At 72.8% G+C, this 21,288-nt stretch carries 11 protein-coding genes and 1 pseudogene; 8 read left to right on the top strand and 4 right to left on the bottom strand.

The features are described 5' to 3' along the window. Position 1 precedes the first annotated feature (1 nt). The gene (locus ABZS71_RS19415; RefSeq protein ID WP_356211784.1) at positions 2–1,444 is read left to right on the top strand and encodes an FAD-dependent oxidoreductase; all 1,443 of its coding nucleotides are present in this window, start codon (positions 2–4) and stop codon (positions 1,442–1,444) included. Positions 1,445–1,585: 141 nt separating this feature from the next. Here ABZS71_RS19415 and ABZS71_RS19410 read toward each other — a convergent pair whose 3' ends face one another. Beyond that, positions 1,586–2,203 (bottom strand): phosphatase PAP2 family protein, encoded by a 618-nt coding sequence (locus tag ABZS71_RS19410; protein WP_356211650.1) that lies wholly within the window; start codon positions 2,201–2,203, stop codon positions 1,586–1,588. A gap of 333 nt (positions 2,204–2,536) precedes the next feature. Continuing rightward, complete coding sequence (gene gabT, locus ABZS71_RS19405) at positions 2,537–3,886, bottom strand: 4-aminobutyrate--2-oxoglutarate transaminase (RefSeq protein ID WP_356211647.1); 1,350 nt, start codon at positions 3,884–3,886, stop codon at positions 2,537–2,539. 676 nt (positions 3,887–4,562) lie between these two features. Here gabT and ABZS71_RS19400 point away from each other — a divergent pair. From ABZS71_RS19400 to ABZS71_RS19390, 3 genes are all read left to right on the top strand, one after another. Then, positions 4,563–6,641: an ATP-binding protein gene (locus ABZS71_RS19400; RefSeq protein ID WP_356211644.1), complete on the top strand. Its 2,079-nt coding sequence runs from the start codon at positions 4,563–4,565 to the stop codon at positions 6,639–6,641. A 197-nt stretch (positions 6,642–6,838) separates the two neighbouring features. Continuing rightward, entirely contained in the window at positions 6,839–8,563 is a 1,725-nt protein-coding gene (locus tag ABZS71_RS19395; protein ID WP_356211641.1) for a PucR family transcriptional regulator, read from the top strand. A gap of 153 nt (positions 8,564–8,716) precedes the next feature. Next, positions 8,717–10,177 carry an aldehyde dehydrogenase family protein gene (locus ABZS71_RS19390; protein WP_355846479.1) on the top strand — a complete coding sequence of 487 codons (1,461 nt, stop codon included), beginning with the start codon at positions 8,717–8,719 and terminating at the stop codon, positions 10,175–10,177. A 9-nt stretch (positions 10,178–10,186) separates the two neighbouring features. Here the strand turns inward: ABZS71_RS19390 and ABZS71_RS19385 are convergent, their stop codons facing one another. Continuing rightward, positions 10,187–14,248, bottom strand: a complete 4,062-nt coding sequence (locus ABZS71_RS19385) for a CHAT domain-containing protein (protein ID WP_356211639.1) — start codon at positions 14,246–14,248, stop codon at positions 10,187–10,189. Positions 14,249–15,089: 841 nt separating this feature from the next. Further along, positions 15,090–16,157 (bottom strand): annotated as a pseudogene (locus tag ABZS71_RS19380) (LacI family DNA-binding transcriptional regulator). Between the two features lie 262 nt (positions 16,158–16,419). Between ABZS71_RS19380 and ABZS71_RS19375 the strand changes: the two are divergent. From ABZS71_RS19375 to ABZS71_RS19360, 4 genes are all read left to right on the top strand, one after another. Further along, positions 16,420–18,354: an acyl-CoA dehydrogenase family protein gene (locus ABZS71_RS19375; protein ID WP_355846485.1), complete on the top strand. Its 1,935-nt coding sequence runs from the start codon at positions 16,420–16,422 to the stop codon at positions 18,352–18,354. 65 nt (positions 18,355–18,419) lie between these two features. Then, positions 18,420–19,685, top strand: a complete 1,266-nt coding sequence (gene dxr / locus ABZS71_RS19370) for a 1-deoxy-D-xylulose-5-phosphate reductoisomerase (RefSeq protein WP_355846488.1) — start codon at positions 18,420–18,422, stop codon at positions 19,683–19,685. Continuing rightward, positions 19,682–20,983 (top strand): site-2 protease family protein, encoded by a 1,302-nt coding sequence (locus ABZS71_RS19365; protein WP_355846491.1) that lies wholly within the window; start codon positions 19,682–19,684, stop codon positions 20,981–20,983. Before dxr ends, ABZS71_RS19365 begins: the two co-directional genes overlap by 4 nt. A gap of 140 nt (positions 20,984–21,123) precedes the next feature. Then, positions 21,124–21,288 (top strand): flavodoxin-dependent (E)-4-hydroxy-3-methylbut-2-enyl-diphosphate synthase (locus tag ABZS71_RS19360; RefSeq protein ID WP_356211781.1); only part of this gene is annotated, 165 nt, incomplete at its 3' end.

The following is a 21,288-nucleotide window of genomic DNA, read 5'->3' as shown; positions in this document are numbered from 1 at the left end:
CATGACGCGCTCTCCCGGGGGCGACAGCGCCCCCCGACCATCCGCACTGGAAGCCCTGGCCGACGCCGCGTACACGCCCTACTGGCTGGATGACCCCGGCAGGCCCCGCCCCCACCCCGCCCTCGTCGGGGACGAGCACTGCGATCTGCTCGTCGTCGGCGGCGGCTACAGCGGACTGTGGACCGCCCTCATCGCCAAGGAGCGCGACCCCGCCCGCGATGTGGTCCTGATCGAGGGCCAGGAGGCCGGCTGGGCCGCCTCCGGGCGCAACGGCGGCTTCTGTGCCGCCTCCCTCACCCACGGCCTCGGCAACGGCGCGGCCCGCTGGCCCGCCGAACAGGCCGAACTGGAGCGGCTCGGCCACCACAACCTGGACGAGATCGAAGCCGCCGTCGCCCGCTACGCCATCGACTGCGACTTCGAGCGCACCGGCGAGATCGATGTGGCGACCGCGCCGCACCAGGTCGAGGAGTTGCGCGAGACCGCGGAACTGGCCGCCGCGCTCGGCGTCGCGGAGCAGGAGTTCCTCGACCGCGACGCGGTGCGCGCCGAGGTCGACTCGCCCACCTTCCTCGCCGGGCTGTGGGACCGCAGGGGCGTGGCGATGCTGCACCCCGCCAAGCTCGCCTGGGGCCTCAAGCGGGCCTGCGCCGACCTGGGCGTACGGATCTACGAGCACACCCCGGCCGAACAGCTGGCGAGCGCCGGATCCGGATCCTCCGGGATGACGGTCCGTACGCCCTACGGCCGGGTGCGGGCCCGGCAGGTGGCGCTGGCTACCAACGCCTTCCCCGCCCTGGTGCGCCGCGTACGCCCGTTCATCACACCCGTCTACGACCACGCGCTGATGACCGAGCCGCTGACCGTGGAACAGCTCGACGCGATCGGCTGGAAGCGGCGGCAGGGGCTCAGCGACACGGCCAACCACTTCCACTACTTCCGGATCACCGCCGACCGGCGCATCCTGTGGGGCGGCTACGACATCGTCTACCGCTACGGCGGCCGGGTGCGCGCCGAGTACGACCACCACCCGGCCACCTACCGCACCCTCGCCCAGCACTTCTTCCGCTGCTTCCCGCAGCTGGAGGGCGTGCGCTTCAGCCATGCGTGGGGCGGCGCGATCGACACCTGCTCGCGCTTCTCCGCCTTCTTCGGCAGCGCACACGGCGGACGGGTGGCGTACGCCCTCGGCTATACGGGCCTCGGCGTCGGCGCGACCCGCTTCGGCGCCGAGGTGATGCTCGATCTGCTCGACGGTGAGCGGACCGAGCGGACGCGCCTGGAGATGGTGCGCAGCAAACCGCTGCCGTTCCCGCCGGAGCCGGTGCGGTGGGCGGGCATCGGCATCACCCAGTGGTCGATGACGCGTGCCGACCAGAACGGCGGCCGCCGCAATCTGTGGCTGAAGGCCATGGACAAGGCGGGGCTGGGCTTCGACAGCTGAGGCCGGGCCGCTGAACGCCTTCGCCTGTACCGCCGGCACGCTGCCCACTCGATGTCCCTGGAGCGCCTGCCTGTGAGGACAGCGTCGTACTTCAGCCAAGGTCGAGGTCAACCGGCGCTTGACCTCAGTCGGCGCTTGACCTCAGCCGGCGCTTGACCCCAACCGGTGATTGGCCTCAAACCGGCTCAGGAGCCCCACCGCCCACAGCAGACAGCCGGACAGACACCAGCTCGCGACGACATCCAGCGGCCAGTGGTACCCGCGCCGCACCAGCCCGGCGCCCACGCAGAGGTTCAGCAGCACGACGGCCACAAGGAGCGGCCGCCGGAGGCGTTGCCCCAGGAGCGGGCTGAGGAGAAGGACGGCCGCGCCATAGGCGACGGCGGCCGTCGCGGCGTGGCCGGAGGGGAAGAATCCGCTCTGGTCCGCCAGCGGACCGGGCGGCCCCGGACGGTCGATCATCGCCTTGAGGGGGGCGATCAGCGCCGGGACCGCCGCCATCGCCACCGCGGCCGCCAGTGGCGCCGGCCACCAGCGCGCCATCCCCGCGCGCCGGGCGCGCCAGGCGGCGTACGCGAGGGCCAGGACGAGAACAGGGAGCGCCGCCGCCGTATTGCCGAGGTCCGCGAAGAGCTCGGCGGTGGGGGAGGGCAGGGCCGATCCGGCGAGTGCGCGGTCGAGCCGTACGTCGAACGAGCGCAGTGGGCCGCCCGCGGCGATCTGCCAGGCGCACAGCGCGAACAGGGCCAGCAGCGTCACGGGCAGGAAGACGATCGGCGGCCCCGGAACAGGGGGGGTGGTTCCGGAGCCGCCGTGGCGACCGGTGTGCCGCGCGCCCCGGGGGGTTTGGGGCGGGCGGCCATCCGATCGGTGAGGAGATCCGGAGCCAGAGGCTCCGGTGGTGTGCGCGAGGGCACAGCCGGGTCGGGGCTGGGGAAGCACCGGCTCGGCATCGCCCGCAGTCCCCTGCGGGCGGGGTGTTTCTCTCATCTGCAATGACCGTACGGCAGCGAAGCCCTGCCCGACAGGCCGATCACCCACCTGTCATCGGCCCCGCACATCTTCTTCACGCCACCCGTCGATCACCCACAGTCACAGCTCGCCGAAGGCGCTCTCGATGATGTCCAGACCCTCGTTCAGCAGGTCCTCGCCGATCACCAGCGGCGGCAGGAAACGCAGCACGTTCCCGTAGGTTCCACAGGTGAGCACCACCAGGCCGGCGGAGTGGCAGGCCTTGGCGAGGGCGGCTGTGGCCTCGGGGTTGGGGTCCTTGGTGCCGGACTTCACCAGTTCGACGGCGATCATCGCACCGCGGCCGCGGACGTCGCCGATGATGTCGTACTTCTCCTGCATCGCGCCGAGGCGGCCCTTCATGACCTCCTCGATGCGCTTGGCCTTGGCGTTGAGGTCCAGCTCGCGCATCGTCTCGATCGCACCGAGCGCCGCCGCGCACGCGACCGGGTTGCCGCCGTAGGTGCCGCCGAGCCCGCCGGCGTGCGCCGCGTCCATGATCTCGGCGCGGCCGGTGACGGCGGCGAGCGGCAGACCGCCCGCGATGCCCTTGGCGGTGGTGATCAGGTCCGGGACGATGCCCTCGTCCTCGCACGCGAACCACTGGCCGGTGCGGCAGAAGCCGGACTGGATCTCGTCCGCGACGAAGACGATGCCGTTGTCCTTGGCGAACTCGACGATCTTCGGCAGGAAGCCCTTGGCGGGCTCGATGAAGCCGCCCTCACCGAGGATCGGCTCGATGATGATCGCGGCCACGTTCTCCGCCCCGATCTGCTTGTTGATCGTCTCGATGACCTGGGCCGCGGCCTCCTGGGCGCAGTTCTCCGGGCCGGTCAGCCAGCGGTAGGGGTAGGCGACCGGAACGCGGTAGACCTCGGGCGCGAACGGGCCGAAGCCCTGCTTGTACGGCATGTTCTTGGCGGTGAGCGCCATCGTGAGGTTGGTCCGGCCGTGGTAGCCGTGGTCGAAGACGACGACCGCCTTGCGCTTGGTGTAGGCGCGGGCGACCTTCACCGCGTTCTCCACCGCCTCGGCGCCCGAGTTGAAGAGCGCCGACTTCTTGGCGTGATCGCCCGGCGTCAGCCTCGCCAGCTCCTCGCAGACCTCCACATAGCCCTCGTACGGCGTCACCATGAAACAGGTGTGCGTGAAGTCCGCCAGCTGCGCGGACGCCCGGCGCACCACGGCCTCCGCGCTGGAGCCTACGGAGGTCACGGCGATGCCGGAGCCGAAGTCGATGAGCGAGTTGCCGTCCACGTCCTCGATCACACCGCCGCCCGCACGCACGGTGAAGACCGGCAGCACGCTCCCGACACCACCGGCGACCGCCGCGGTCTTACGGGCGAGCAGTTCCTGCGACTTCGGGCCGGGAATCGCGGTGACGACGCGGCGCTCCTGGGGGAGGGACGGACCTCCGGACAGTTCGGTCATGAGGGGCTCCAGGGTGAGAACGGAGGGGGAACGGGGATGTGGTCGCTAAGTCATGTGGTCGCTTAATCGCAGGCTAGGGGCGGGGTGGCGGATCAGGCATGTTCCGTTCGGTAGCAGTGTGCGTGTTGCGTTGTCCGCGACGGCCATAGCGGGGCGGATACGGCCGGGGGCCCGCCGTTGCGCATGCCGAGGCAGGCCGCCCCGCCCGGGTCGCTGAACTCCCCGGGCGGGAACACTAGATTGAGCGGTGGCGCGACAGCACAGGCACAGCCGGTCAGGGGGCAAGGGGCAGCACATGGACACCGAGGGCACGTTCGACTCACGCGGCACACAACACAACCCGCCCCCACCCCTCCCCATCCCACCCCCACCTCCGGCCAACCCGCCCTCACCGGGCCCTGGGGTCCTGCCGCGAACCGCGGAGCCCTCCGGGACCATTGACGCGCAGCAGTGCGGGTCCGGGCCGGTGGACCCATCGGCGCACCCGCGAGTGTCAGCAGAGCGGCCCCCTTCGCCTCCGCTCGCGACGGATGCGTCATCGCAGGGCTCGGGCGAGTTGTGGCACCCGAACGGCATGCATACGCCTCCTGCGGCGACCGCCCCGTCAACGTCGGGGTGGCCGCCTGCCCCGGCTCCGGGTGAGACAGCCGCGAGGCCCCCCGCCGGGCTGCCGCCCATGCCGCCGACCGCGCCCCCGATCGCGCCCGGCGCGGTTCCCGGGGCGGCCCACGGGCCTGCCGCGCGCCCGTCCCTCGTCGCCTGGCTGCGCGTCCCGCGCGCCGCCACGGCGGCGCCCGGGGTGTGGACGTACGGGCACAAGCCCAAGCCGCCGGAGGAACCGGACCGGATCCCTGGCCGCCGTCTGCTCAGCGGCGCGCTGATCTCCGCGCTCTGTGGCTGGCTGGTCTGGTCGCTGCTCTGGAACGGGTACCTCGGTGGCTACTGGCTGTGGCCGATGTACTTGCTGACTCCCGATGCGTGGTACGAGCGCGGAGGCAATACAGAGGCAGGCTGGTGGGCCCAGCGCATCTATATCGGCATCGTTCTCGCCTTCCTCGCCGCGATCTTCAGCCGCGTCGGCCACTGGGGCGAAGCCTGGCGGCGCTACGTCGGGCCCCTCTTCCGGCGGGCCTGGGATGAGCCGGACGCGGAGGCCGCGCCCGTCGCGGGGGCTGAGGGCGATCCCGTCGAGTGGCCGCAGTTGCGGGTCGCGGGGGCGCACAGTGCGGCGGATCGGCTGGCGGCCGAGGCGCGGGCCGGGGCGATGAACGACGTCGACCACGCCCGGATCGATCGCGCCTGGCAGTCCGTACGGGCGGGGCGGGGCTCGCTCGCCGCCTTCACCGACACCGTGCTGCGCCATGGCGCCGCCTCGCACGGTCACCCGTCCGGCGCGCGCGATCTGCCCATCCGGACGGCGCAGCACGACCTGCTCGCTCATCAGGTCCGTATCGGCACCGCCGCCGACGACCTCCGCAACCCCTACCAGCACCGCGGCGTCGGCCTCGCCCTCGACCCGGATGTGCTCGGCACCTCGCTGCTCGCCGTGGGGCCGCCCGGTTCGGGGAAGACGGGGCGGCTGGTGCGGCCCGTCGTGGAGTCGCTGTGTCTGCAGGCGCTCGCCGGGCAGGTCGCCGTCGTGGCCGTGGGGGCGGCGGGGGCGGGACTCGGGGGGGATGAGGCGTTCGATGTCGTCGTGAAGATCGGCCGCCCCGACTCCGCGTACGACTTCGATCTTTACGGCGGCACCACCGACCCCGACGAGGCCGCCGGCATCCTGGCCGAGGCCCTGATCGGCGACCTGGCCGCCTCGCTGCCCGGCGGGGACAGCCGCCGGGCGGCGACCGCGCTCGCCCAGTTGCTCGGCCCCTACCGCGCCGCCCATGGCCGTTTTCCGTCCGTGCCGGAGCTGCGTGAGCTGCTCGACGGGTCGAAGACGGCCGTCGGCGCGCTGCGCGAGGCGCTGGAGGCGGCCGGGGAGCGGGCGCAGGCGCGCGAGCTGGAGGCGCGCGTACGGCAGTCCGGCTCGCCCGGGGACGCGGGTGCGCTGCTGGCGGACCGGATCGCGCTGCTGGACCGGCCCGCGTTCGCCGATTTCTTCGACACCACCGGCAACCGCCGCCCGTTCTCGCTCCGCGCCCTCGAACACCCGCTGCGGGTCCGTATCGACCTGCCCGAGCGCGGCCATGCCGAGGCGTCGCGGATGCTCGCGCGGCTCGTCCTTGCGCAGTTCACCGAGTGCGCCGTGGGCCGCGCCGACCGTTCGCTCTTCGCCTGCCTGGTCCTCGACGACGCCTCGCACACCGTCACCCCCGAGGCGTTGCGCGGCATCCAGCGGCTGCGCTCCGCCCACGCGGGCGCCGTGCTGACCCTCCGCACCCTCGACGACGTCCCCGAGGCGCTGCGCAGCGCGCTGCTCGGCGCGGTGGGCTGCCGGATGGCGTGTGCCGGGGTGACGACGTGGGACGGGGCGCGGTTCGCGGAGGTGTGGGGCACGGAGTGGGTCGAGACGCGGGATGTCACCGACCGGCAGATCGTCTCGGACGAGCCGTTCACCAAGGTGCTGCACTTCATCCGCAAGGTGGTGACCGGCAAGGCGGTGACGACCCAGTCGGTGACCGTACGGAAGGTGGAGCGGGAGCGCTGGTCGGCGTCGGAGCTGGCGCATTCGGTTCCGGCCGGGCATGCGGTGCTGTCGGTGACCTCCGTACGGGGTGAGGGCGGGCCGCCGGTGCTGGTGGATCTGCGCGGCTGAGCCGGGGGCAGGGGGCCGGACACGGCCCCGGTTCCCCGGCCGGGTCCGGCCCCCTGCCCCCGGTCGCGGCGTCATTACGGGGCGCCCGTCCGCCCCGTACATCCGGCGCCGATCCGCGGATTCGTCCATTGAGGCAGAATCGGCAGTAGCCGTTCATACGGGGCGGTGAAGTCGTCGCATTTCGCATCGAAGGTGCCATGCCTCCCACGCTCGCCTCACTCGTCCACCACACCGCGCTCAAGCTGTCCGTTCTCGCGGGCGAGGACCGGCTGGAGACGCCCGTGCGCTGGGCACACGTCAGCGAGCTCGCCGACCCCGTGCCCTATATGGAGGGCGGCGAACTGCTCCTCATCACGGCGATGCAGCTCAATGCCGAGGACCCGGACGAGATGAGCCGCTATGTGCGGCGGCTGGCCGGCGCGGGCGTCGTCGGGCTCGGCTTCGCGATCGGCGTCAAGTACGACGAGGTGCCGACCGCGCTCGTCGCGGCGGCCAAGGAGGAGGGGCTGCCGCTGCTCGGGGTGCCGCGCCGCACCCCCTTCATCGCGATCAGCAAGGCCGTCTCCGCGGCGATAGCCGCCGATCAGTACCGGGCCGTGACCGCCGGTTTCGAGGCGCAGCGCGAGCTGACCCGCGCCGCCATCGGCGCCGAGGGGCCCGCCGCGCTGCTCGCCCGGCTCGCCGTCCACCTCGACGGCTGGGCGGCGCTTTACGACGTTTCCGGCTCCGTGGTCGCCGCCGCCCCCGACTGGGCGGCCCGCCGCGCCGCCCGGCTCACCGCCGACGTGGAGCGGCTGCGCGCCCGGCCCGCCCCCGCGAGCGTCGTGGTCGGCGGAAGCGACGGAGACGCGGCCGAGGACACGGCCGCCGCGGACCGGGTCGAGCTCCAGTCCCTGGGCACCGGGCGCCGTACGCGCGGCGTCCTCGCGGTCGGTACGGGCGCGCCGCTGGGCACCGCCGAGCGCTATGCCGTGAATTCGGCGGTGGCGCTGCTGACCCTGACCACCGAGCGTTCCCGCTCCCTCCAGGAGGCCGAGCAGCGGCTCGGCGCGGCCGTACTGCGGATGCTGCTGGCGGGCGAGCCGGATCACGCGCGGGCGGTCGCCGGGCGGCTGTACGGCGGGCTGCTCGACGCCCCGTTCCGGATGCTGGTCGCCGAGGCGGCGCCCGGCGGCGCGGCCCAGCAGCAGCACCCGGCGCCCGCCGCCGCGGACGCGGCCCCGGCGGAGCACCCCGCGGACGCCGGTAGGGGGGCGGGCGAGCCGGACGGGACCGCCCCCCTCGCCGCCCTCGCCGACGCGATGGAGTCGGCCGCGGCCCGCACCGGCGAGTCGGTGCTCGTCGTCCCGGACGGCGAGCGGCTCATCGTGCTGGCCCCTGACGGCGGGGCGGCGGTCTCGGCGTGTGCCGAGTACGCCGAGGGGGTCGAGAGCCGCCGCGGTACGGCGGCCCGCCCCCGCGACCGCGGCGCCGCCGCGCACCAGGGTGACGACCTCGTCATCGGACTGTCCGCCCCGGCCGGCCCCATCGCCGCCGGGGGCGCCTACCGCCAGGCGGAGCAGGCGCTGTCGGTGGCGCGGCGCCGCGGCCGGGTGCTCGTCGAGCACGAACAGGTGGCGGCGGGCTCGGTCCTCCCGCTTCTCGCCGATGACGCCGTAAGGGCGTTCGCCGACGGCATGCTGCGCGCCCTGCACGAACACGACGCCACGGGCCGCGGCGATCTGGTCGCCTCGCTCCGCGCCTGGCTCTCCCGCCACGGCCAATGGGACGCGGCCGCCGCCGACCTCGGCGTCCACCGCCACACCCTCCGCTACCGGATGCGCCGGGTCGAGGAGATCCTGGGCCGCTCCCTGGACGACCCGGACGTCCGCATGGAGCTGTGGCTGGCACTGAAGACCACCGGACCGGGCACCTCCGCCTGAGGCGACGACAGAGCCCGGCGGCCCCACAACTCGCCCCCACGCCATAGCGGAGCGCATCCGCCGTCGACTGCTACGCCTCGGACAAACGCCGGGTGGGCCGGACGCGTCTACCGTGGGGGGAGAGACACCACTTCAGAAGGGTCGGGATCCGCTGTGCCAGACACAAACGAAGCTGTCACCCACGCGTTCTGGCTCGCCGGCCGTGAGGCGACGGGCGAGAGCACGCTTGAGGTCACGTCCCCCTGGGACGGCCGTCGCGTCGGCGCGGTGAGCGTTCCCACCGACGCGCAGATCGAGGAGGCCGTGGCCGCGGCCGAGGCCGTGCGGGAGGAGCTCGCCGCGATCCCCGCATATGTGCGGGCCAACGCCCTCGACCATGTGTCGCGCCGGCTCGCCGAGCGCACCGAGGAGATCGCCCGGCTGATCTCGGGCGAGAACGGCAAGCCCATTAAGTGGGCGCGCGGCGAGGTGGGCCGGGCCGTGTCCGTGTTCCGGTTCGCGGCCGAGGAGGCCCGCCGGTTCAACGGCGGGGAGGCCCAGCGGCTGGACACCGATGCCGGAGGCGTGGGGCGGCTCGCGCTGACCCGCCGCTTCCCGCGCGGCACCGTCCTCGGCATCGCGCCGTTCAACTTCCCGCTGAACCTGAGCGCTCACAAGGTCGCCCCGGCCCTCGCGGTCGGCACGCCGATCATCCTCAAGCCGGCGCCCGCGACCCCGCTCTCCTCGCTGATCCTCGGCGAGCTGCTGGCCGAGACGGACCTCCCGGCGGGCTCGTGGAGCATCCTGCCGGTGCCGAACGACCGGATGCCCGCGCTGGTCCAGGACGAGCGGCTGCCGGTCATCTCCTTCACCGGCTCCGAAAAGGTCGGCTACGCGATCAAGGAGTCGGTGCCGCTCAAGCACTGCACGCTGGAGCTGGGCGGCAACGGTGCGGCGGTCGTCCTGCCGGACTACTCCTCCGACGCCGACCTCGACTGGGCGGCCACCCGCATCGGCACCTTCTCCAACTACCAGGCCGGCCAGTCCTGTATCTCCGTGCAGCGGGTGATCGCGGACGCGTCCGTCTACGAGCAGCTCGTGTCGAAGATCGTCGCGGCCGTCGAGGCGCAGGTCACCGGCGACCCGACCGACGACAAGACCGATGTCGGCCCGCTGATCAGCGAGGACGCGGCGAAGCGCGTCGAGTCCTGGGTGGACGAGGCCGTCCAGGCCGGTGCGAAGCTGCTGACGGGTGGCAAGCGCGAGGGCGCGAGCTACGCCCCGACGGTGCTCGCGGACGTGCCGGCGGACACCACGCTCGCCTGCGAGGAGGTCTTCGGCCCGGTGCTCACCCTCCGCAAGGTGACGGGCGAGGACGAGGCGTTCGCGGCGGTCAACGACTCCAAGTACGGCCTCCAGGCAGGCGTCTTCACCCACGATGTGCAGACCGCCTTCCGCGCCCACCGCGCGCTGGAGGTCGGCGGCGTGATCGTCGGCGATGTGCCCTCCTACCGCGCCGACCAGATGCCGTACGGCGGCGCCAAGCAGTCCGGCGTCGGCCGCGAGGGCGTGCGCTACGCGATGGAGGACTACACCTACGAGCGGGTCATGGTCCTCACCGGGCTGGACCTCTAAAGCAAGCGCTCAGGCGCCCACGTGGATATGCGTGGCCCACAGGGTGGGCGCCATCGGGTACGTATCGCGCAGCCCGCGCACCGCTCCGTGCAGTGCGCGGGCCGCGCCCTGGGCGCCCGCGGCCCCGGAAGCGGTGAGAGCCGCGTAGAAGTCCTCCGCGATCCGCGCCGCCGCCTCGTCGTCGACGGTCCACAGGGTGCCGATGACATGGGCGTACCCGGCGATATGGAACGCCCCGGTCAGATGCACCGCCTCGTCGGCCGGCTCCTGCCGGGCGCGCGTCGTCTCGCACGCAGACAGATACGCCAGCTCCGCGCCGCCGAGGTCGAGACGGGCGATGTCCGCGACGGCCAGCGGCCGTTTCCGGTGGTCGTACAGCAGCACATGGCTGGACGACAGATCGCCGACCGCGCTGACCGCATGGCAGGCGAAGTGCGCCCAGCGGTGGCGGGGCAGCATGTCGAGGACGACATCCCGGCGGGCGCGCTCGCCCGTCAGCACCCGGGTGTCGGGCAGTCGGCCGGTCACCGCGGCGGCCTCCTGCCGGGCCCCTGACAGCTCGGGGGCCCCGGGCGTGACCGGGAGGGCCACCACCAGCGGTTCGACGGGCCCGGGGGCCCGGTCGCCGGCGCCGCGCCGGGCGGCGCGCGCGAGACCGCGGACGGTCGGGGCGTACGAGGAGACCACCCGGTCCAGTACGGAGTCGGCGGGGCGGCCCGCCGCGTCATGGCGCCCGGCCGCGTGCAGTGGCAGGGCGGTCAGCGGGCCGGTCGGGATCCACCACAGCCGTGGCAGGGCGGCGTCCTTCGCGCCTTTGGGACCGGCCCTGGGGCCGCCCTTGGCCCTTCTGCCGGTGAGGCCGAGCGCGTCCAGCACCGGCTCGGCCAGCGCCGTCCACAACCACTCCAGGGTCTCGCGGACCTGCCCCTGCGCGGTGAACCGGTCCGCCATCGCGCCCTCGCCGTCCCCGGCCGTACGCACCGCCGGGAAGAAGGCGTCCGCGCGCTGCACCACCTCGTCGTGGTGCAGCGCGGGCAGCGGAACGGCCCGCACCTCGCGGTCGGTGAGGACGAGCGCGTCGCAGCGCAGCCGGCTCACGTTCACGATCACCACGGGGCCCGCTCCGCCGGTGGCCGCCAGCAGCTCCGCGACCTCGGGCGGGTGCAGGAACCACTCGAAGCCGGGCTGCTGCCGGATCCGCAGCGTCAGCCGCTCCCACTCCTCCGCGAGCGCGTGCCGGTCCTCGCCCCGCAGGCTGCCCGCCGTCGCGTCCGGGCGGCCCGCGACGGTCCCGGCGGAGCTGAAGACCGACTCCTCGGGGCGGTCGAGGGCCGCGCGCAGCTCCTCGAAGCGGTGCGCGAGACCGGGGTGGTGTTCCCGCAGCCCGGCCAGTGCCGTACGGGCGTCCAGCGCCTGGGCGAGCAGCACCCCGCGGCCCTGCTCCAGCAGCCGCAGCGCGCGCTCCGGGTCGCCGAGCCGGATCGCGCAGGCCGCGGCGTCCGAGGCGAGTCCGGCGAAGCCGGCCAGCTGGCGCTCGCGGTCCGCCTGGCCGATACGGCGCGGCGCGGTGCGCGGCAGCAGCTCCACGGCGAGCGCGAACGGCTCCAGCGCGCGGGGCCAGTCGCCCGCCGTGAGCGCCGTGAACGCCCACCGCTGGGCGGCCCGGACCCGCGCGCTCACGGCGGCGGTCGGATCGTGCGCCAGCTCGCGGTGGACGGCCTGGGCCGCCGCCAGCGCCGCGGGCTCGTGCTCGACGACGGCCCGTACACCCAGCGCGTGCGCGTGCAGCGTCAGCGCCTGGGCGCGCAACCGGTGGCCGGGCGGCGCCGCGTCGGCCGCCGCTTCGGCGGCGACGATCAGCACGTCCAGCGCGGACGCGTCCCGGCGCCGCTCGAAGTCCAGCTGCAGCACCTGCGCCAGGATGCTCAGCCGCTCCGCCCTGTTGGGGTGGTCGGCGGGGGTGGCGGCGACCGCGCGGCGGGCGGCGGCGGCCGCCTCCCGCAGGTCGTCCGGGTCGGCGCGGGCCGTGAACCGCTGGTGCAGGGCGATGCTCAGATTCGACTCGAAGCGGGGGTGCAGCAGCCGGTCGGCGGGCATGGCGGCGAGCGCCGCGCGCGCCAGCTCGACCGCCTCGTCCAGCGCCTCCTCCGCCCCCGCGCCCTCGAGCCCGGCCTGCTGCCGCAGCGCCTCACCCAGGTTGGAACGGGCCTTGGCCCGGGTCCCGGCGTCCCCGGGCACCACGGCGGCCAGGGCCTGACGGTAGATCTGGACCGCCTCGGCGAGCGCCGAGGAGTCCCGGTGGTGCAAGAACAGCCCCAGCAGCCCGCCGCCCAGCCCGGACAGCCGCCATGACCGGCGCGGATCGTCCGGCCGGGTCGCCGCCAGCACGGCGCGCGAGAGCTCGACGGCGGCCGTAAGGTCGTCACCGTCGCCGGTGAGCAGCCAGCGCAGCCGGAGAACGCCGGACAGGTTCGCCCTCATCGCGGGCGCCTCCGGGTCCTCTTGCGGGCCCATCGCCAGCGCGTCTGCGAACAGATCGATCGCCCGGTCCAGATCGCGCCGGTCGCTGCCGCGCTCGTAGCGCGACCACATGGAGATGCCGAGCCCGTTCGCGGCGGCGCTGCGCGGCTCGGCGTCGGTGGCGGACCGCATTACGGACTCGAAGCCGGCGACGGCCCGCTCCAGGTCGGGCAAGCTTCCGGTGCGCTCGTACGCGGCGTGGCGGGCGGCCGCCTCCCGCAGCTCCGCCGCCGCCCCGGCGGGCGCCCCGCGCCGCGCGCCCCCGGGCCGCGGGGTGGTGCCGCGCTCCCTGTGCACGGCCCTGCGGGCCCGTGCGCACGTGTCCAGCGCCTCCCGGACCTGCGCGCACGCCGGATGCCCGGACGGGAACGCCTCCAGCGCCCGCTCGTAGGTCTCGATGGCCTCGTCCAGAGCGGCCAGATTGACGGTTGTGATCGCGTACTGCAGCAGCGCGGCGCCGAGGTTGGTGAGCACGACGGGGTGACGAGGGTGGCCGGGCGGGGTGCCACGCACGGCCGCCCGCCCGGCCAGTATCGCCTCGTCGAGAACCGCGGGGTCCGGACTGTGCCGGGCCCGGCACAGCAGGCAGTTGCCGAAGTCGGTCTGCACACTCGTGTGTTCGGGGTGGGCGGCCGGGACGACGGACAGACAGGTGCGGTAGAGCGCGATGGCCTCGTCGATCACGGCGAGATCGCCCGTCTGCTCGAACATCTCCTGAAGGGAGTTGGCGAGCCCCGACAGATGACGGGCGTACTCCGGATCCTCGCGCGAGGACGCCGCGACCGCCGCCCGCCCCACCTCCACGGCCTCGGCCAGCGGCTCGGGCGAGCGGTCGCGCTCATGGCGCATGCGCAGCAGGACGCCGAGGGTGGAGAGGGCGAGGGCATGGCGGGCGGGGTTGGCGTACGCACGGTATGTCTGGACCGCGAGCCGGCACATGTCCAGCGCCAGCTCCAGCAGTTGGGGGTCGCCGGAGCGGGCATAGGCCAGGCGCAGTCCGTCGGCGGAGGCGAGCGGGTCGGTGGGATCGATGGTGACGGCGGGCCCGGGGCCCGCGGTGTCCTCGGCAAGAGCGTCGGCCGGATCCGGCTCGGGGGCCGTCGGTGGGCGCTCGCGCGGCTCGTCGGCCCGGTCGACGAGGGCCGAGGCAAGCCCCGCGGCCAACGGATCCCCCCGCTCCCCGGCGGCCTCCAGCAGCCGCCGGGCCTCGTCCTCACGCCCCAGGGTGAGAAGCGTCATGGTGAGGTTGCCCAGCACGTCCGGATCGTCCCCGACCAGGAACGCCCGCTCGAACCAGACCACCGCCTCCTCGAGCTCACCGCGCTCATGGAGGGTGCGCGCCAGGTTGTTCGCCGCGTCGGGGTCACCGGTCGCCGCCGCCCTCCGCAGCCACCGCTCGGCTTCATCGAGCCGCCCCTGCTGCTTGAGCAGCACCCCCAGGTTGTTCATGGCGTCCGTGGAACCGTGCTCCGCCGCCCGCTCATAGAGAGACTGCGCCAACCCGCTGTCCCCCAGCAACTGATGATGCGCCCCCGCGACGGCGAACAACACCTCCGCATCCTCCGTACGAGCCGCCCTCCGCAACCACTGCCGCGCCCCGGCGACATCCCCGCGCTCAGCCAACCGGAGCCCCATAGCGGCGAGCGCCCGCGGATCGTCCAGCCCAGCCGAATCGCTTTGGGCGGCGTCGTCCGGGGAGCCGTCCCGATGACGGCGAGAAAGACGAAAAGGCCAACGTCCCGCCATGCGTGGCACCCCCCAGAGCGTGTGATTCTCCCCAGATCAAGTCTGGCAGGCACCACCGCACCGGGGATATGAATCGAGCCTATGTTCCCCTCGCTGCCGGGTGGGGCTCGCGTCCGTCTTGGTTGAGGTGCGGTCGGGTTGTGCGGTCGAGCGTGGCCGGGTGGTTGCGGCTCTGCCGTCTGCGGGCTTCGTCCCGCCTGGGGTGTTTGGAGCATCGGGTGGGGTGGGGGCCACTGGCGGGCCATCGCCGGGTGACGGGCCGGTGGGGCTGCGGCCGGTACCGGCGGCGCCGGTGGGGTAACCCTGCGAAATTGCTTGACAAAGTAGTTGCGCCAGATCAAGCGTTTTTTCAGAGGGGGTACCGCAGCCGCGAGACGAAGGCCCGCACCGGGGGAGCCGCGCACCGCCCGACGCGCTCGGCCGCACCACCCGCACTCCCACCGGACCGTCATCCGGCGACGGCGTGGACCGGCCCCCCACCCCGCCCGATGCTCCAAGCACCCCAGGCGAGACGAGACCCGCACTCGGGCGAGCCGCGTCCCGTCCCGCGGCACCCGGCCGGACCACGAGCAGCCCCACCGCGCCGGGCGGCCCGTCCCGGGTTCCCCGGACCCTCAACCGGAGAAGTGACGACGGTCGCCCAGGGTCAGCCGGTGGCGGGCGCCGGGCCCGAGCCGGCCCGTACGGTCAGCTCCGGCGCCAGGAGGGCCACCTGCTCCTCGGGGGCGTTCCCGCCCAGCTTGGCCACCACCAGCTCGACGGCGCGCCGCCCCATCTCCTGCGCCGGGATGGCGGCGGAGGTGAGCCGCACCGACGCCAGGTGGCCACCTGGTCGGGGCAGATCGCGACCACCGAGACATCCTCGGGAACCGCGCTCCCCTGCCGGCGCGACAGGCTGAGCGGCGGGTCGATGGCGGCCTCGTTCTGGACGACGAAGCCGGTGGTGCGGGGGCGCTCGTCGAAGATCCGGGAGAGGGCGCCGTCCATGGACTCGTAACTGCCCTCGCACGGGCGGTGCAGTAGCCGCAGCCCCAGCTCACGGGCGCGTTCGCGCAGGCCGTCCAGCGTCTGCTCGGCGAATCCGCTGTGGCGCTCGTGGACGGCCGCGGCCTCGCCCACGACGGCGATCTCGCGGTGGCGCCGAGCGAGGCCAGATGGTCGGCGCACAGCGCGCCGGTGGCGGTGAAGTCCAGATTGACGCAGGTCAGTCCGACGGTGTCGGAGGGCAGCCCGATCAGCACGGTGGGGTGGCGGGCCGCGTGCAGCAGCGGCAGCCGCTCGTCCTCCAGCTCGACATCCATCAGGATGCAGGATCATGGCGTCGGCCAGCCCGCTGCCGGTGACCCGGCGCACCGCTGCCGGTGACCCGGCGCACCGCTGCCGGTGACCCGGCGCACCGCCGCCGGCCCCTCCTCGCCGGTGAGCAGCAGCACGTCATAGCCGTGGGAGCGGGCGGTGGTGGCGACCGAGATGGCGATCGCCATCATCACGGGCACATAGATGTCGGTCCGCAGCGGCACCATCAGCGCGATGATGTGGAGCGGCTGCTGGCGAGGGCGCGGGCTCCGGCGTTCGGGTGGTAGCCCAGCTCCTTGATGCTGCGCTCGACGCGCTCGCGGGTGGGAGCCGAGATCGAGCGCTTGCCGCTGAGGACATAGCTCACCGTGCTGGCGGAGACTCCGGCGTGGCGGGCGACCTCGGCGAGGGCGACCATGCGGGGGGATTCCGTCCGAAAAAGAAAGGCGGTGAAGCGCTTCCACAGTGGGCCAACGGCTCCTGGCTGGCCACGCGGAACGACCGTAAACCCGTCGCGAAGAGCTGTCCAAAGGAGTGTCGAAGCGCTACAACGAGGATTCCGGGCAAACTCCCGAGACCGGGTTGCGCCCCGCTTTGCCGTCGCACCGAACCGGATGCACACTGGCAGCGGTACGTGCCGGTAATGTCACGAGATCGTCATTTGCGGCAAGGGAGCACCGATGACCGCATCATCCGTCAGGCCGGTGTCCGAGCGTGAAGCGCGCCAGGTCGCCGAGGCCGCCCGGGAACAGGTATGGCACAAGCCGAGCTTCGCCAAGGAGCTGTTCCTCGGCCGCTTCCGACTCGATCTGATCCATCCGCACCCCGCCCCCGCGCCGGACGATGTGCGCCGCGGCGAGGCGTTCCTCGCCAAGCTCCGTGACTTCTGCGAGACGCGGGTCGACGCCGCCCGCATCGAGCGCGAGGCCCGGATACCCGACGAGACCATCAACGGCCTCAAGGAGCTCGGCGCGCTCGGTATGAAGATCGACACCAAGTACGGGGGCCTGGGCCTGACCCAGGTCTACTACAACAAGGCCCTCGCCCTGGCGGGCTCCATCAGCCCGGCCATCGGCGCGCTGCTCTCGGCCCACCAGTCCATCGGCGTACCGCAGCCGCTCAAGCTCTTCGGCACTCGGGAACAGAAGGACCTCTTCCTGCCGCGCTGCGCCCGCACCGACATCTCGGCCTTCCTGCTCACCGAGCCGGACGTGGGCTCCGACCCGGCCCGCCTCGCCACCACCGCGGTCCCCGACGGCGACGACTACATCCTCGACGGCGTCAAGCTGTGGACGACCAACGGCGTGGTCGCCGACCTCCTCGTCGTCATGGCCCGGGTGCCCCGCTCCGAGGGGCACAAGGGCGGGATCACCGCCTTCGTCGTCGAGACGGTCTCCGAGGGCGTCACCGTCGAGCACCGCAACGCCTTCATGGGGCTGCGTGGTCTGGAGAACGGGGTGACCCGCTTCCACCGGGTCCGCGTCCCCGCCGTCAACCGGATCGGCCCCGAGGGCGCCGGGCTCAAGATCGCGCTGACCACGCTCAACACGGGCCGGCTCTCACTGCCCGCGATGTGCGCGGGCGCCGGCAAGTGGTGTCTGAAGATCGCCCGCGAATGGTCCGCCCACCGTGAGCAGTGGGGCAAGCCGATCGCCCGCCACGAGGCCGTCGGCGCCAAGATCTCCTTCATCGCGGCCACCACCTTCGCGCTGGAGGCGGTCATCGACCTCGCCTCCCAGATGGCCGACGAGGACCGCAACGACATCCGGATCGAGGCGGCGCTCGCCAAGCTCTACGGCAGCGAGATGGCCTGGCTGATGGCCGACGAACTGGTCCAGATCCGCGGCGGCCGCGGCTACGAGACCGCCGCCTCGCTCGCCGCCCGCGGCGAACGGGCCGTCCCCGCCGAGCAGATGCTGCGCGATCTGCGGATCAACCGGATCTTCGAGGGCTCGACCGAGATCATGCATCTGCTGATCGCCCGCGAGGCCGTCGACGCGCATCTGTCGGTGGCCGGCGATCTGATCGACCCCGACAAGTCCCTGGCGGACAAGGGCAAGGCGGCCGCCAAGGCCGGCGGCTTCTACGCCCGCTGGCTGCCGGGCCTGGTCGCCGGGCCCGGTCAACTGCCCCGCTCCTACGCCGAGTTCCACCCGGAGGGCCACCGCGACCTCTCGTCCCATCTGCGCTATGTGGAGCGCTCGGCGCGCAAGCTCGCCCGCTCCACGTTCTACGCCATGTCCCGCTGGCAGGCCCGGATGGAGACCAAACAGGGCTTCCTCAGCCGGATCGTCGATATCGGCGCGGAGCTGTTCGCGATGAGCGCCGCCTGCGTACGGGCCGAGATGCTGCGCGCCCGCGGCGACCACGGCATCGAGGCCTACCAGCTGGCCGACGCTTTCTGCCGGCAGGCCCGGATCCGCGCCGATGAGCTCTTCGGGCGGCTGTGGACCAACACCGACGAGATCGACCGCAAGGTCGTCTCCGGGGTGCTCTCCGGCTCGTACGAGTGGCTGGAAGAGGGCGTTCTCGACCCCAGCGGCGACGGCCCCTGGATCGCCGACGGCACCCCCGGCCCGTCGGCCAAGGACAACGTCCACCGCCCGATTCGCTGAATCCTCGCTCACCCGATCCCGGGGCGTGTCCCCGAGCCGCCACCCCTACCGGCCACAATGGGGGGATGACGGAATCCCTGGCTGACCCGCATCTGCGCTTTCCGGCGGCGAGTGCCGCCGCCGGAGGCGTGCGCGACATCGTGATCCTGGGCTCCACCGGATCGATCGGCACCCAGGCCATCGATGTGGTGCTGCGCAACCCCGACCGCTTCCGGGTGACCGGCCTGTCCGCCGCCGGCGGGCGGGCCGGACTGCTGGCCGAGCAGGCCCACCGGCTGCGGGTGCCCAGGGTCGCGGTCGCCCGGCAGGAGGCGGTGCCCGAGGTGCGCGAGGCCCTGACCGCGCACTACGGCGCCGGCGAGCCGTTGCCCGAGATCCTGGCGGGCCCCGACGCGGCCACCGAGCTGGCCCGCTCCCAGTGCCACACCGTGCTCAACGGCATCACCGGCTCCATCGGCCTCGCGCCGACCCTGGCCGCCCTGGAGGCGGGCCGGGTGCTGGCGCTGGCCAACAAGGAATCATTGATCGTCGGCGGCCCGCTGGTGAAGGCCCTCGCCAAGCCCGGGCAGATCGTGCCCGTCGACTCCGAGCACTCGGCCCTCTTCCAGGCGCTGCTCGGCGGGTCGCGGGAGGAGGTGCGCCGGCTGGTCGTCACCGCCTCCGGCGGCCCGTTCCGCGGGCGGACGAAGCGGGAGCTGGCCACGGTCACCCCGGAGCAGGCGCTGGCCCACCCCACCTGGGCCATGGGCCCGGTGATCACGATCAACTCCGCGACCCTCGTCAACAAGGGCCTGGAGGTCATCGAGGCCCATCTGCTGTACGACATTCCCTTCGATCGGATTGAGGTCGTCGTCCACCCTCAGTCGTATATCCACTCGATGGTTGAATTCACCGATGGCTCGACGCTCGCCCAGGCGAGCCCGCCCGATATGCGGATGGCCATCTCGCTCGGCCTCGGCTGGCCCGAGCGAGTGCCGGACGCCGCGCCCGGCTGCGACTGGGCCAAGGCCCACACCTGGGAGTTCTTCCCGCTGGACCATGAGGCGTTCCCCTCGATCGGCCTCGCCCGCCACGTCGGAGAGCTGGGCGGCACCGCACCGGCCGTCTTCAACGCGGCGAACGAGGAGTGCGTGGATGCCTTCCTTGACCGGAAGCTGCCTTTCAACGGAATCGTCGATACGGTCGCGGAGGTGGTGGCCGAGCACGGCACCCCCACCGCGGGAACCCGGCTCACCGTCGCGGACGTCCTCGAAGCCGAGACGTGGGCCCGCGCCCGCGCAACCGAACTGGCCGCCCGAGCGGCGACGGCGACCCCGGAGGCTCGCGCATGACGACACTGATGACGGTTCTCGGCATAGTCGTATTCGCCGTCGGCCTGCTCTTCTCGATCGCCTGGCACGAGCTCGGCCATCTCTCGACGGCCAAGCTCTTCGGCATCCGCGTGCCCCAGTACATGGTCGGCTTCGGCCCGACGATCTTCTCGCGCAAGAAGGGGGACACCGAGTACGGCATCAAGGCGGTCCCGCTCGGCGGATACATCCGCATGATCGGGATGTTCCCGCCCGGCGATGACGGCAAGATCACCGCACGCTCCACCTCACCCTGGCGCGGCATGATCGAGGACGCCCGGTCGGCCGCCTTCGAGGAGCTGCAGCCCGGTGACGATACCCGCCTCTTCTACACGCGCAAGCCGTGGAAGCGCGTGATCGTGATGTTCGCCGGGCCGTTCATGAATCTGGTCCTCGCTGTGGTGATCTTCGTCGGGGTGATGATGAGCTTCGGCGTCAACACCCAGACCACCAGCGTCGGCACGGTCTCCAAATGCGTGGTCCCGGCCTCTTCCTCCACCGACAAGTGCCCCAAGGGCGCCAAGGACTCGCCGGCCAAGGCCGCCGGGCTCCAGCCCCGCGACAAGATCGTCGCCTTCAACGGCCACCCCACCCCCGACTGGGGCACCCTCCAGCAGGACATCCGCAAGACCACCGGCCCCGCCACGATCACCGTCGAGCGGCACGGCGCGCGCAAGACCCTGCAGGCCACCCTCATAGAGAACCAGGTCGCCAAGTCCGACGGGAACGGCGGCTATGTCGAGGGCCAGTACGTGAGCGCCGGCTTCCTCGGCTTCACCCCGGCAAACGGCGTGGTCCAGCAGTCCTTCGGCCAGTCCGTGGACCGCATGGGCAACATGGTCGAGGACGGCATCGACTCCCTGGTCGCCCTGCCCTCCAAGATCCCCGATCTGTGGAACGCGGCCTTCGGTGACGCCCCGCGCAAGGCGGACTCCCCGATGGGCGTCGTCGGCGCGGCGCGGGTCGGCGGCGAGGTCGCCAACCTCGACATTCCGCCCTCGCAGCGGATCGCGACGATGCTCTTCCTCGTCGCCGGGTTCAACCTCTCGCTGTTCCTGTTCAACATGCTGCCGCTGCTTCCGCTGGACGGCGGACATATCGCGGGCGCGCTGTGGGAGTCCCTGCGGCGGCAGGCGTCGCGGCTGGTCCGGCGGCCCGACCCCGGACCGTTCGATGTGGCCAAGATGATGCCGGTCGCCTATGTGATCGCGGGAATCTTCATTTGCTTCACGCTTCTCGTCCTCGTGGCGGACGTCGTGAACCCCGTGAGAATCTCCTGATGACGCGAGATATCCCGAAGTTCACCTTTGGGTGGACTTCGGGACTGGGTGTGCTCGGCCCTGGGCCCGTGCCGTAATCTCGGAGACCGGAGCCCGCTGATCTCCGGCCACTCATACACCTTCTTGGGGTTACGAACCAGATGACTGCGATTTCGCTAGGAATGCCGTCCGTCCCGACCAAGCTCGCCGAGCGCAGGGTCAGCCGGAAGATCCAGGTCGGGTCGGTGGCGGTCGGCGGGGATGCTCCGATCTCCGTGCAGTCCATGACGACGACGGTGACGGCGGATATCGGTGCGACGCTGCAG

It is taken from the genome of Streptomyces sp. NPDC005393 (genome assembly GCF_040606675.1).
GTDB lineage: Bacteria > Actinomycetota > Actinomycetes > Streptomycetales > Streptomycetaceae > Streptomyces.
Note: the sequence above shows the minus strand (reverse complement) of the source record. Positions and strands in the feature narration are given on the sequence as shown.